1 protein-coding gene is annotated in these 14,988 nt (G+C 71.3%); it reads right to left on the bottom strand.

The genetic code is table 11. The features are described 5' to 3' along the window. Positions 1 to 88 precede the first annotated feature (88 nt). Positions 89 to 14,536, bottom strand: coding sequence for an SDR family NAD(P)-dependent oxidoreductase (locus tag ACWD04_RS18255; RefSeq protein WP_451133050.1), 14,448 nt, complete (start codon positions 14,534 to 14,536; stop codon positions 89 to 91). Between the last annotated feature and the right edge of the window lie 452 nt (positions 14,537 to 14,988).

Genomic DNA, 14,988 nt, shown 5'->3' with positions numbered 1-14,988 from the left:
GGCGAGGGGAAACTCCGCTGGGAGAATCCGCGTCGCCGACCGGGGCGCCGACTGCGCCGAGCCGGCCTGTGCTACGTGTCCGTGCCGCTCACCTGGCCGGTCGCCGGGCGTTCACCAGAGAGGCGAGGTCGTCCTCCACGGTGAGGTAGCGGCCGGACAGCGGATCAGCTTCACCTGCGGCCAGGCGGACGAGCATCTCCGCCGAGCGACGAGGGTCGGCGAGCCGATGACTCTCGCGCTGGGCCAGCAGCCACGCCCTGACTTCGTCACTCCACCGCTCCCCGGTCAACCCGCCCTCGATCTGCCGCTGGGTGATGCCGAGGTCGACGAGGCCGGGGTGGTAACTGAGCACCGCGACGCCCGTCCCTTCCAGTTCGGGCGCCAGGTTCTCACCCAGCTTGATCAACGCGGCCTTCGACACGGAGTACCCGGAGACAAGAGGCCACCGGTGCTTCCCCGCCGAGCTGACGATGTTGATGACCCGGCCACCGTGCCGCTCGATCATGCCTGGCAGGACGGCACGGCAGGCGCGGGTGCTGCCACGGAGGTTGACCTCCATGGCGTGCCACCACGCGTCGTCGTCCGTCTCCCACAGCGGGCCGGCCGGACCGGTCACTCCTGCGTTGTTCACCAGAACGTCGACCGAACCGAACCGTTCGCCGGCCGCCGCTATCAGCCGCGGCATCGACTCGCGATCACTCAGGTCCGTCGGCAGCGCGAGGACTTCGGCCTGCCGTTCCCGCAGCTTGAGCGTGAGATGGTCCAGCCTTTCCACGTCGCGCCCGGTCACCACGAGGTTCGCCCCGGCTTCCGCCACAGCCATCGCGAACAGCTGCCCCAGCGCTCCGGTGGCCCCTGTCAGCAGGACGGTCAGTCCCTCCAGGGGGAGCACCGGCTCAGGCACTACCGCGGCCTCGGACACCGTCGCGGCCTCACGCCCGCCCTCGACGACACTCACCGCAGGCCTCGCCTCTTCGGCCGGTACGGTGATCTGCGTGGGCAGGTACCGTGCCAGAGCGCCCGGAGTGGGGTGGTCGAAGACCACGGTGGCCGCGAGGGGCTGCCCCACCAGCTTCTCGATACGGTTCCTGAGTTCGAGAGCCGTCAGCGAGTCGAACCCGATTTCGAAGAAGTTGCGGTCCGCCTCGACGTCCTCCGTCGTGGTGAACCCCAGGACCGCCGCGACTTCCTCCGCCACCACCGACTCCAGCAGTTTCGCCCGCTCTTCCGCGTCCAGGGGGGCCAGCCGCTCCCCGAGCGGCCTCACGGCTCCCGCCCGGCCCGACGGCTTCGCCGCGTGCGACGACTGACGGAGGTGGTCGCGCAGCAGCGGCGTGAGGGGCGACGCCTCGGTGTCGGACAAGTTCCGGGTGTCCAGCCGCAGAGGCAGCAGCACGGGGTTGTCCGCTCCCAGCGCCGTGTCGAAGGCCGTCAGCGCGTCCACGGTGGCGAGGGGAGCGATGCCCAGACGGGCGAGCCGGCGCAGGTCACCACTGTCGAGATGACCGCTCAGCTCGCTGCGCTCCGCCCACAGCCCCCAGGCCAGGGACAGTCCCGCGTGTCCCGCCGCACGGCGTCGCTGCACCATGGCGTCGACGCATGCGTTGCTCGCCGCGTAGTTCGCCTGTCCGGCGCTGCCCCACCAGCCCGCGGCCGACGAGCACACGACGAACCAGTCGAGCGAGAGATCCCGGGTGAGCTCGTCGAGGTGGTGCACAGCGTCCACCTTGGACGGCAGCAGTCCCTCCAGCTTCTCCCACACCAGTCCGCGGAAGGTGCCGTCCTGGGTCGTTCCGGCCGCGTGGATGACACCGCGCAGCGGACGGTCCGCCGGTACGCGTGACAGGACGCTCGCAAGCTGGCTGTGATCGCTGACGTCACATGCCTCGATTGAGACCGTGGCGCCGAGAGCCCGCAACTCGTCCGCCAGCTCCACCATGCCGGGAGCCCGCTCGCCGCGTCGGCTGAGCAGTACCACGTGGCCCACACCATGTGTCCGGACCGCGTGCCGCGCGAGCGCCGAGCCCACCACGCCACCTGCTCCCGTCACCAGCAGGGAGGCCGTAGCCCAGGCAGTGCCGGAGTCCGCCGGAAGAGTGCCGGGCGTCGCCTGTGCGGGGGCGTCCACCGCTGCCGTGACCAGCCGGGGAGCGTGCGCCTTCCCGGCCCGTACGGCGATCTGCGGCTCGCCGTCCGCCAGCAGTGCCTCGAGCCCGTCGGCCGACGCGGGGTCCGCGTCGAGATCGACCAGCAGCAGACGTCCGGGGTGTTCGGTCTGTGCCGCGCGCAACATGCCCCAGACCGCTGCCTGAGCGGGGTCACAGCTCTGGGACTGCCCGTCCGTCGTGACCGCGTTCTGCGTGACGACGACCAGACGTTCCTTCGGGGTCGGCTCCTCGGCCAGCCAGCCCTGCACCTCCGTCAGAACGGCGGAGAGCGCGGCACGCACCTGTGCGGGAGCCGGAGCGGTCTCGTCGAGGCACTTCAGGGAGTGCACGTCCCTGCCACCCTGCGCCATACGGGCGGCAGCCGCGTCCGTCTCGGCGTCCCCGGTCAGCATCAGGTACCGGTACGCCGGACCGTCGGCCGTCGGTGAGGCCGCTGGTACCGGCGCCCACTGCACCTCGTAGAGGCACTGCTGCGGCGTACTCTCCAGTACCCGGAGTTCGTCCGGCCCCATCACCCGCAGGGTCAGGCCGTCGGCCGTCATCACCAGACCGCCGTCCGGGTCCCACGCGGTGAACGCCACGGTGTTGTCACCGGTCCGCACGAGCCGGACGCGCAGGCGTGCGGCACCGTGCTGGTGGATCTCCGCACCTGCCCAGGAGAACGGCAGCCGCAGTCCCGCGGCGGCCGGCAGCACTCCCGGCACTGTCAGCGGATGGAGCGCCGCGTCGAGCAGGGCCGGATGCAGCAGATAGGTCCCCGCTTCCTTCTCCACGTGCTCCGGCAGTTCGACCTCGGCGAAGACCTCACCGTCCCGGTACCAGACGGCGCCGGCGCCCCGGAAAGCGGGTCCGTAGCGAAGGCCCTGCCATTCGAGGTCGGCGTAAGCCCCCTCCAGGTCGTACCTCTCCATTCCGCCGGGCGGCCAGGCCGGCATCGTGTCGGCCTCCGGAACCGTCGTCTCCACCTGAACCGTGAGCCGGGCCGTCGCGTTGTCGGTCCACGGCACGTCGTCCCCGGCCGCGGCGGGCCTGGAGTGCACGCTCACGTCGCACAGTCCCTGACCGCCGGACGGCGAGACGAACAGCTGGATGTCCAGGTCGTCCTCCGGTGGGACCACCATCGGTGCGCGCAGGACGAGTTCGGCGACTCGCGGGGCACCGGCCTGCTGCCCGGCCCTGGCCAGCATCTCCACGATCGCGGTGCTCGGCACGACGACGGCATCGCCCACCTGGTGGTCCGGCAGCCAGTCGATACCCGCGGTGGACAGCCGGCCGGTCAGAGCCACTCCGCCGTTGGCGAGGTGGATCGCCGCGCCCAGCAGCGGATGTCCCAGCTCGCCGGGCAGGTCCGCAGCGCGGCGGGCGGCGGGGGCGGCGTCGGAGTCGAGCCAGTACCGCTCACGCTGGAACGCGTAGGTGGGCAGCTGCAGCGACGGCTGAACCGGCGCCTCACCGAGCACCGAGCTCCACTGCACGGGGGCACCCTGCACGAACAGACGGGCCACCGCTTCGAGCAGCGCCCTGTCCTCCGGCCGGTCCTTGCGGAGCAGAGGGACCAGGGTGGCTCCGGACGGCTCCCGCAGGCATCCCGCGGCCAGGGCGGACAGCGTTCCGTCCGGCCCCAGCTCCACGATCGTCCGCACTCCTTCCTCTTCCAGCGCACGCACGCCGTCGGAGAACCTGACGGCCTCGCGCACGTGCGTCACCCAGTACTCGACCGAGGTGAAATCGCCGGTTTCGGCCGGCGCGCCGGTGAGTGTGGAGACCAGCGGGATCTGCGGCACGCCGAAGTCGATCCGGGACAGGACGGCGCGGAAGCCGTCGAGCATGGGCTGCATGAGCGGCGAGTGGAACGCGTGGCTCACGCGCAGCGCGCGGGTCCTGTGACCGCGCTGCTCCAGTTGCTCGACGACGTCCGCGACCTGCCCGCTCTCGCCCGAGACGACCGTGGCGGTGGGCCCGTTGACGGCCGCGACGCCGACGGCGTCACGACCCGCCAGCAGTGCCCTGACCTCGTCCTCCGGAGCCTGGACCGCGACCATGGCGCCGCCGTCGGGCAGCTCCTGCATCAGGCGGCCACGCGCCGCGACCAGTTCGGCGGCATCCGGCAGCGACAGGACACCGGCCACGTGCGCCGCCGCGATCTCCCCGACCGAGTGGCCGGCCAGGTACGCCGGCCGCACTCCCCAGGAGGTGACCAACCGGAAAAGAGCGACCTGCAGAGCGAACAGACACGGCTGCGCGTACTCGGTGCGGTTCAGCACCGCGGCCGCTTCGGGGTCGCCGGCGTCCGCGAAGACGACGTCCGCCAGCCGGCGGTCCAGATGGACCTCCAGGGCCGCGCTCACCGCGTCGAACGCCTCGGCGTACGCGGGGAACGCGCGGTACAGCTCGCGGCCCATCGCCACCCGCTGGCTTCCCTGCCCGGAGAACAGGAACGCGGTCTTCCCCGCCTCGCGGGTGTCGTCGGCCAGAACGACGTGGGGATGTTGTTCCGTCCGCGCGGCGGCGGACAGTCCGCCGACGAACTCGTCGTGTGCGGCACCGAGCACGACAGCGCGGTGCCTGAAGGTCGCGCGTCCCGAGGCCAGCGTCGCGGCCACCGCGTGGTCGTCCGCTTCAGGCCGGGCGTCGGCGAATTCGAGCAGACGGCTTGCCTGAGCCGCGAGGGCGTTGCGCGTCGTACCGCTGAGCACCCAAGGAAGCACGCTCGTCGCGGGCCGCTTCGGGTCGGGTTCCGCCGGGGCGGGGTCCGACGGATGCTCCAGGATCACGTGGGCGTTCGTGCCGCTGATACCGAAGGAGGAGACGGCCGCCCGCCGCGGGCCGTGCTCCGCGGGCCACGTCCGCTGTTCGGTCAGCAGACGAACCGCCCCCGAACTCCAGTCGACGTGCGACGTGGGCTCCGCCACGTGCAGCGTCCGTGGCATGACACCGTGGTGCATCGCCATGACCATCTTGATGATGCCGCCGACCCCGGCAGCCGCCTGGGTATGCCCGATGTTGGACTTCAGCGTGCCCAGCCACAGGGGCCGTTCGCGGTCGGCTCCGTACGTCGACAGAAGCGCCTGGGCCTCGATCGGATCGCCCAGGGCGGTGCCCGTGCCGTGCGCCTCGACCACGTCGATGTCCCCGGGGGACAGTGCCGCGTTGGCGAGGGCCTGCTGCATGACGCGCTGCTGCGAGGGACCGCTCGGGGCGGTCAGACCGTTGGAGGCACCGTCCTGGTTCACCGCGGAGCCACGCACGACGGCCAGGATCCGGTGACCGTTGCGCCGGGCTTCCGACATCTTCTCGACGACGAGCACGCCTACGCCCTCGGCCCATCCGGTACCGTTCGCGTCTGCCGAGAAGGCCTTGCAGCGCCCGTCCGGGGCGAGCGCCCGCTGCCGGCTGAAATCGACGAACGTGCTGGGGATGGACATCACGGTCACCCCGCCCACGAGGGCCAGCGAGCACTCGTCCCGCTCCAGTGCCTGACTCGCCAGGTGCAGCGCGACCAGCGAGGACGAGCACGCGGTGTCCACCGTCAGCGCCGGACCCTCGAGCCCCAGGACGTACGAGACCCGGCCCGACGCCACGCTGCCCAGGCTGCCGTTGATCAGGTAGCCCTCCATGCCGTCCGGGGTCTCGTGGAGGCGGGAGCCGTAGTGGTGGTACATGATGCCGGCGAACACGCCGGTCGGCGAGCCCTTGCGCGTGTGAGGGTTGATGCCCGCGTGTTCCAGCGCCTCCCACGAGGTCTGCAGCAGAAGTCGCTGCTGCGGGTCGGTGGCGAGCGCCTCGCGTGGGGAGACACCGAAGAACTTGGCGTCGAACATCGCGGCGTCGTGCAGGAAGCCACCGGACCGCGCATGGCTGGTGCCCGGAAGGTCCGGATCGTCGGCGAACAGCGTCTCGAAGTCCCAGCCGCGGTCCGTGGGGAACGGTGTCACGCCGTCGGTACCGCTTGCCACCAGGTCCCACAGGTCGTCGGGGGACGCGACGCCTCCGGGGTAATGGCACGCCATGCCCACGATGACGATCGGATCGTCCTCCGCGACCGTGGTGGCCGCGGTCTGCGGCGTCGGGGCCGCCGCCGGCTCCTCCTCTCCCCCGAGGACCTGCATGAGGTGATCCACCAGTGACGAGAGTGTGGGGCAGTCGAACAGCACGGTGGGCGGCAGCTGGGTCCCCGTGGTGTTGCTCAGAACGGCGCGCAGTTCGAGCGCCATCAGCGAGTCCACGCCCAGCTCCGAGAACGCCGCTCCCAACTGGTCGTCACGGAGGTCCTTCCATCCGAGGACAGCCGCGGTGCCCGTCCGGACGAGGTCCGTCAGGGCCTGGCGCCGCTGCTCCCTCGTGGGAGGCAGTGCCATGGGTGAACCGCCGGCCGGGGCGAAGACCGGGCTCGTCGGCTGCGGCCGTGCCGCGTGCACACGCTCCGGGACGCGCGCACCGGAGGCGCCAGTCGTGAGGAAGGGCGGAAGGGACCCCGTGACGGCTCCCGGCCGGCCGGCCGCGCCCAGCCGGACCGGTGCGAGGACCGGTTCCCGCCTCGCCAGGGCGCTGTCGAACGCCCACAGCGCGTCCATCGTGGACAGCGGCTCGATCCCCACGCGTGCCATCCTCTGGATGTCCACGTCGCTCAGGTGCCCGGAGAGTTCACTTCTCTCCTCCCACAGCCCCCAGGCGAGCGACAGCGCAGGGTGGCCCGCACGGTGCCGGTTCTCGATCAGCGCGTCCACACACGCGTTCGCCGCCGCGTAGTTCGCCTGTCCGGCGGTCCCCCACCAGCCGGCGACGGACGAGCACGCCACGAACCAGTCCAGCTCCAGTTCCCGGGTGGCTTCGTCGAGCACGTGCACCGCGTTCACCTTGGCGTCGAGCACAGCGTTCAGCCGGTCGGGAGTCAGCGTGTCGAAGATGGTGTCCGCAAGCGTCCCGGCGGCGTGGATGACACCCCGCAGCGGGTACGCGGCGGGGATGTCCGCCAGGACCGCGGCGACCTGCTCGCGGTCGGCCGCGTCGCAGGCGGCGACGGTGACCGTGGCCCCCAGCTCCCGGATGTCGTCGGCAAGCTCGGTCACGCCCGGTCCCGCCGCGCCGCGCCGGCTCACCAGGACGACATGGCCGACCCCTCGAGTGGCTACGACATGACGGGTGAGCGCCGAGCCCACCACGCCTCCGGCGCCGGTGACCAGCACCGACGTGTTCGCCGACTGTGCGGCGTCACCGTCCGGGGCGACGGCCGTCGGCGGCGGTGCGCCGGCCGATGCCTTGACGTGCTCCAGTCGCGGAACGAGGAGCCCACCGGCCCGCAGCGCGAGCTGCGGTACCGCGACACCCACGGCGGAGGAGAGCCCCTCGATCACGCCTTCCGTCCTGTCGACGTCGATGAGCCGCACCAGTCCGGGGTACTCGGTCTGCACCGTCCGGACCAGCCCCCAGACAGCCGCGTGCATCGGATCGACCGCCGCGTCGGGACCGGCCGAGCACGCCTGCTGGGTGATCACCGCCAGGCGCTCCTCCTGTTGCCGCGGCCCGGCGAGCCACGACTGGATCCGCTCCAGCACCGCGGCCAGTCCGGCGCGCACCCGCTCGGGTTCCGCACCCGTGAAACCGCCGACGCGGTCCACCGCTGTGCCGGTACCTGCCAGGTGGTCGTGCACGGCCTCCGCGACGGGACCGTCGCCGACCACCATGCATCGCTGTGCCGGCGGCGCCTGCCCACCACTCGCAGCCGCGGCCCCGAGCGGGGTCCACACCATCCGGTACAGCGGCTCCTCGCTGCCGGCGGACAGCGCCGGCCGGAGTCCCGCCGCCGGCACCGGCCGCAGCACCACGCCGGCTTCGACGACGGGGCCGCCCTGCGTGTCCCAGGCCGTCAGATGAACCGTGTCGGGGCCTTCCAGCCGTATCCGCACACGCAGAGCCGAGGCTCCGTAGGCGTGATGGCGTACGGCGGACCAGGAGAACGGCAGCCGCGCGCCCTGCGTGTCGGGCAGCAGCTCGCCCGCGGCGAGCGGGTGCAGCGCCGCGTCCAGCAACGCGGGGTGCAGCAGGTACTCGCCGCACTGCGCCGCAGCGGCGTCCGGCAGCCGCACCTCGGCGAACAGCTCGCCGTCGTTGCGCCAGACTCCCTGCACGCCGCGGAAGGCCGGACCGTACGTGAGGCCGCGTGCCGCGAGTTCGTCGTAGTAGTGCTCGACGTCCAGCGCCACAGCGCCCGCCGGAGGCCACGCGGTCAGAGGCTCCGCGCCCTTCGGTGCGGCGACCGGCTCCGCGCCCAGCGTTCCCGTGGCGTGAGGGGTCCACTCGTCGGCACCGGCGCGCCGGGAGAGCAGGTGGAGCACGGACACACCGGGGGTGTCCGTCGCTTCGATCCTCACCTGTACGTCGGTCGCTTCGCCGTCGGAGACGACGAGCGGAGTGTGCAGCAGCAGTTCCGCGACCTCGCCGTGGCCGGTCTCCTCGGCGGCCCGCGCCGCTGTCTCCAGCAGCGCAGTACCCGGCACCACGAGGGCGTCGCCCAGTTGGTGATCGGCGAGCCAGGGCAGGCGCCGGGTGCTGAGCCGACCGGTGAGCACCGCCCCGTCGTCCCACTGCACGGCCGCTGCCAGCAGCGGGTGCCCCACCGGGATCAGACCGGCGGACGCGAGGTCCGGCTCCTGGGTGAGCGGCTCCAGCCAGTAACGCTCGCGCTGGAAGGCGTACGTCGGCAAATCCACTGTGCGGGCGTCCACGCCCGAGAAGTAGGCGGCCCAGTCGACCTCCATGCCTGATGCGTGCAGCTGTCCGACGGCGAGAGCCAGGGCCGTCTGCTCGGGCCTTTCCTTGCGGAGCACCGGCAGAATCAGCTGTTCGGTGTCATCCAGGCAGCCTTGTGCCATCGCGCTCAGCACACCGTCCGGGCCGAGCTCCACGAAGCGGGTGACGCCCTGCTCCCTGAGGTGGCGGATGCCGTCGGCGAAGCGCACTGTCTCCCGTGCGTGCCGGACCCAGTGTTCGGCGTCGCCGAGTTCCTGTGCGGAAACGCGGCGCCCGGTGAGGTTGGACACGACGGGGATGTTCGGGGCGGCGGGGGTGAGGCCTTCCGCGACGGTGCGGAAGCGATCCAGCATGGGCTCCATCAGGGGCGAGTGAAAGGCGTGGCTGACCGCCAGCCTGCGCGTCCTGCGGCCGCGTCGTGACCATGCGGCGGCGAGCGCGAGCACGGCTTCCTCGTCACCGGACAGGACGACCGACTCCGGGCCGTTGACGGCCGCGACGCTCACCCGGTCGGTGAGGTGCGGCAGCACCTCGTCCTCACTGGCCTGGACGGCGACCATGGCTCCGTCCGCGGGAAGCCGCTGCATCAGACGGCCGCGCTCCGCGACCAGCAGTGCCGCGTCCGGCAGGGACAGCCCACCGGACACGTGCGCGGCCACCAGTTCTCCGACCGAGTGACCGGTGACGTAGTCCGGCCGGATGCCCCAGTCCTCCAGCAGCCGGTACAACGCCACCTCGACGGCGAACAGCGCTGCCTGGGTGTGGACCGTGCGGTCCAGGAGTTCCTTGTCCGTACCCCAGACGACGCTGCGCAGCGAACGGTCCAGATGCCGGTCCAGCTCGTCCACCACGGCGTCGAACGCGGCGGCGAACACCGGGTACTCGGCGTGCAGTTCACGACCCATGCCCAGGCGCTGGGCGCCCTGGCCGGTGAACATGAAGGCCAGTTCGCCCTCCGGCACGGCTTGTCCCCTACCCACGCCCGGGGCACTGCGGCCGTCAGCCAGGGCCTCGAGCCCGGACAGCAGCTCCTCGTGGTTCCGACCGGTCACGACCGCCCGATGCGGGAAGGCGGTACGCACCGTGGCCAGTGAGTACCCGATGTCCGCCGGCCGCAGTTCCGGCTGCGCCTCGACGAAGGAGCGCAACCGCTCGGCCTGGCCCGCCACGGCGGCCGGGGACTTTCCGCTGATCATCCACGGCAGGGCCGTTCGCGCCGTCGTGGGGGTCTCCGTGCGCCGGCCGCCGGCCGGCTCGTCCGGCGGCGCTTGCTCGATGATGACGTGGGCGTTCGTCCCACTGATACCGAAGGAGGAAACAGCCACACGCCGGGCCCGCTCGCCCTCGGGCCAGAGCCGCGCCCGGGTGAGCAGCTCGACGGCGCCCCCGGCCCAGTCGACCTTTCGCGAGGGTTCCTGTACGTGCAGTGTCTGTGGCAGCACGCCGTGTCGCAGGGCCATGACCATCTTGATCACGCCGGCGACACCTGCCGCGGCCTGGGTGTGCCCGATGTTCGACTTCAGGGAGCCGAGCCACAGAGGGTGCTCGGCATCGCGCTCCTGTCCGTAGGTCGCCAGAAGCGCCTGCGCCTCGATCGGATCGCCCAGTGCGGTACCGGTGCCGTGTGCCTCCACCACGTCGACCTCTGCCGCTGACAGGCCCGCGCCGGCCAGTGCCTGCCGGATCACCCGCTGCTGCGAGGGACCGTTCGGCGCGGTCAGGCCGTTGGAGGCGCCGTCCTGGTTGACGGCGGACCCCCGCAGAACCGCGAGGACGCTGTGACCGTTGCGCCGGGCGTCGGACAGCCTCTCCACCACCAGGACGCCGACGCCCTCCGACCATCCGGTGCCGTCCGCCGCGTCCGAGAACGCCTTGCAGCGGCCGTCCGAGGCAAGTGCCTGGTGACGTCCGAACTCGGTGAACATCCCGGGCGTGCTCATCACCGTGACGCCGGCGGCCAGCGCGAGGGTGCACTCGCCCTGGCGCAGCGCGTGAGCGGCGAGGTGGAGTGCCACGAGGGACGACGAGCACGCCGTGTCCACCGTGAGGGCGGGCCCCTCGAGTCCCAGGCAGTACGCCACTCGGCCCGACACCACGCTGGATGCCAGGCCGGTCAGGAGATGTCCGGCGACTTGGTCCGGGCTTTCGTGCAGACGTGTCCCGTAATCCCCCGCCATGGCCCCGGCGAAGACTCCGGTCCGGCTGCCCCGAAGCGTCTCCGGCACGATGCCGGCCGCCTCCAGGGCCTCCCACGACGCCTCCAGCAGCAGTCGCTGCTGAGGGTCCATCGCGAGCGCTTCGCGCGGCGCGATGCCGAAGAACTCGGCGTCGAACTCGGCCGCGTCGTACAGGAAACCGCCCTTGCGGGGGCGTTCCTCGTCGGCCGGACTCCCGGCGAGGGGATCCAGCACGTCCCAATGGCGGTCGGCGGGATAGTCGCCCAGGGCTTCCCCCGCGTCATGCACCAGCCGCCACAGGTCCTGCGGAGACCGGACACCCCCGGGGAAGCGGCAGCTCATACCGACGATGACGATGGGGTCGTCCTCGACCGGCTTCTCCGAGGCGCGCACGGCCTCGGCCACCGCCGCCGCGGAAGCACCGCCCGCGCTGCGCAGAGCGTCGATCTCCCCGGCCAGGCGCTCCGGAGTGGGGTGGTCGAAGACGACGCCGGACGGCAGCGCGAGTTCGGTGGCCGCGTTGAGCCGGTTACGCAGTTCCACGGCCATGACCGAGTCGAAACCCTGGTCCTTGAAAGTCCGGTCGGCCTGGACCTCCGCCGGATCCGTGCGCAGGACCACGGCGGTCTGCGCTCGGACGAGACCGAGCGCGGGGGCCAGCGCGTCGGTTTCCTGCCGCTCCGGCTCGGCGCCGTGCTCCTGCGGCGCGGCGACGGCCGGCCCAGGACCACTCGGGCGTGAGGGCCCGGCTGTTATCCAGTGCCGCCGCCGCTGGAACGCGTAGGTCGGAAGTTCGTGCGCCGGCCACGGCTCGATGCCCTCGGGGAGGAAGCCGGCCCATCGGACAGGCGCGCCCCGCACATACGTCTCCGCAAGGCAGGAGAGGAACCGCTCCAGCCCTCCGTCGTCGCGCCGCAGCGAACCGGTCGTGAAGACGCCCGTCACCGCTGCTTCCTCGGCTGTGTCGGCGACGGCCGCGGTCAGCACGGGGTGCGGACTGCACTCGACGAAATTCGTGTAACCCGCGGCCAGCAGTTCCTGGACCGCCGCACTGAAGCGCACCGGTTCACGCAGATTGCGCACCCAGTACTCAGCGCCCAGGGTGTCACCGTCCAGCCAGGCACACTCCACCGTCGACATCAGGGGCACCCGCCCGGCGACCGGGGCGATGCCGGCCAGGCCGCTGAGGAGTTCGTCCCGGAGGGAGTCCACCTGCGGGCTGTGCGAGGCGTAATCCACGGCGATGCGCCGGACCTTGGCGCCGGCTTGCTCCCATTCGGCCTCAAGGCCCTCAAGAACCTCCGGATCGCCGGAGAGCACGGTCGACCTGGGGCCATTGACCACGGCCACCGAGACACCCGGGTGGGACCGGATCCGCGCACGCACCTCGTCAGCCGGCAGGCCGACCGACGTCATGGCCCCCTTCCCCGCCAACCGGTCGGCGATCAGCCTGCTGCGCAGTACCACCACCTTCGCCGCGTCCTCCATGGACAACGCGCCGGCGACGACTGCAGCCGCGATCTCCCCCTGGGAGTGGCCGACCACTGCGTCGGGTGACACGCCTGCCGCCTCCCACAGCGCCGCGAGTGACACCATGACAGCCCACGAGACGGGCTGGACGATGTCGACCCGCTCCAGTCCTTCCCCGCTGAGCAGCACCTCGGGCAGCGACCAGTCCACGTGGGCGCTGAGTGCCCGGTCACAGCGTGCTATGCAGGCGGCGAACACCGGGGAGGAGGCCAGAAGTTCCTTGCCCATGCCCGCCCACTGGGCGCCCTGGCCGGGAAAGACGAAGATCTGGCGGGTGTCACGCGAGGAGTCCGCGTGTCCCAGGACGACACCCGCGCCGGGGACACCGCGCGCGATCCGGTCGAGGCTTTCCTGCAGCTCTTCCCGGCCCGGCGCCAGGACGACGGCCCGGTGGCGGAAGAGCGTACGGGACGAGAGCAACGTGGAGGCGATGCCGACGGGGTCGACGTCGGGCCGTCCCGCCAGGGACTCGTGCAGTCGCGCGGCCTGGCCGCGCACGGCTGCCGCGTTCCTGGCGCTGAGCACGTAGGGCACCGGCATCGCACCGGCGACCGCCGGAACCGCGGGCACGTCCACCGGGGCGGCGTGCACCGTCCGAGGTGCGCCGGACAGTACGACGTGGCAGTTGGCCCCGCCCATGCCGAAGGAACTGACGCCGGCCAGCCGCTCGTGGGCCGGGTGGCCCCAGTCGGAGAGTTCCGTCTGGACCCGCAGCCCGAGTTCCGCGAAAGGTATGCGGGGATTCGGCTGCTCGAAGTTCAGGCTCGGTGGGAGCTGGCCGTACCGGATCGCCAGCACTGTCTTGAGCAACCCGGTGATACCCGCGGCGCCCTCCAGGTGGCCGACGTTCGTCTTGGCCGACCCCACGGCGAGTGGTGCGCTGTCCGCCCGCCCGTCGGCAGTCACCGCGCCCAGTGCGGCGGCTTCGATCGGATCGCCGACCTTCGTGCCGGTGCCGTGCAGCTCGACGTACTGCACCCTGCTCGGCTCGACGCCCGCCCGCTCGTACGCCGTCCGCAGAACGGACTCCTGCGCCGAGACGTCGGGCGTGGTGAGACCGTCGCTCGCCCCGTCGTTGTTCACCGCGCTGCCGCGGATCACGCAGTACACCGTGTCGCCGTCGGCCAGTGCCTTGCGCAGGGGCTTCAGAACGACGAGGCCACCGCCCTCACCCCTCACATACCCATTGGCCCGCTCGTCGAAGGTGTGGCACCGTCCGTCGGGCGACAGCCCGCCGAACTTCGAGGCGGCGACCGTACTGTCGGGCACGACGTTCAGGTGCACACCACCGGCCAGCGCCAGTTCGGATTCGCCCGACCGCAGGCTCTCGCAGGCCAGGTGCACGGCGACGAGCGAGGAGGACTGAGCGGAGTCCACGACGAAGCTGGGACCCCGCAGTCCCCACGCGTACGACACGCGGTTCGCGATGAGGCCACGGCTCAGGCCGACCACGGTGTGGTGGTCGATGCTCTCCAGACCCTGCTGCTGGCTGAGCGTCGCGTAGTCGGTGCCGATCGCGCCGGCGAAGACGCCGACGTGTGCTCCACGCAGCGAGCCGGGCACCACACCGGCGTTCTCCAGAGCTTCCCAGCTGAGTTCGAGCATGAGCCGCTGCTGCGGGTCCATGGCCGCGGCCTCACGAGGGGAGATCCCGAAGAACTCCGCGTCGAAGTGGCCGACGTCCTCCAGGAAACCGCCCCAGCGCGAATTGGTCTTGCCCGGGCGGGTGGAGTCGGCGTCGTAGAGCTCTGACGCGTCCCACCGCCCGTCGGGGATCTCGGAGACAGCGGTCGTACCGGTGCTGAGCAAGCGCCAGAAAGCGTCGGGATCAGTTGCACGGGGCAGGCGGCACGACAGTCCGATGACCGCGATGTCATCGCGAGGGCTGAGGAATTCTGGAGAAACGTTCATTGCACTGTTCCCATCTTGCGGCAGTGACGAAATCCCTGCTGAGGCGCATTGGTCACACAGCGTGTGAGGGTGCCGCGTCGCGAAGGAGGACACGAAGGTAGCTGCGGAATGTCATCCGCTCGGAATGAGACGGCGGAACGAAGGGATAAGGCCGCGTGTAGCTTTTGTGCACTTCCGGCAACATCGCCCAGAAAAGCAGGCACGGATCTGCACGTGCACGCACACAGCCTCATTGCCGTGCCGTGCTTCGGAGAGGTTGCGAGCGATCAATGAATAACGGAGGCATCACCCGAGGGGCGTTCCGCCTCAGGTAGCTGCCGGCCGAGCGGCTTTCCGGTCTTACCGCAAACAAACGGTCGGTAACTGCAGTTCTTGGGTTTGAACAGCGGGTGGGATCACGTTAGGCATGCTGTTGCTCCGCCATCAAGGGGCTCTCCCTACACTGCCCGGTG

It is taken from the genome of Streptomyces sp. NPDC002911, from assembly GCF_053591835.1.
This window is presented reverse-complemented; position numbering and strand designations above follow the sequence as displayed.

Excerpts from the sequence above, each read along its gene's own strand:
- ACWD04_RS18255 (WP_451133050.1), bottom strand. The coding sequence starts at position 14,536 with ATGAACGTTTCTCCAGAATTCCTCAGCCCTCGCGATGACATCGCGGTC.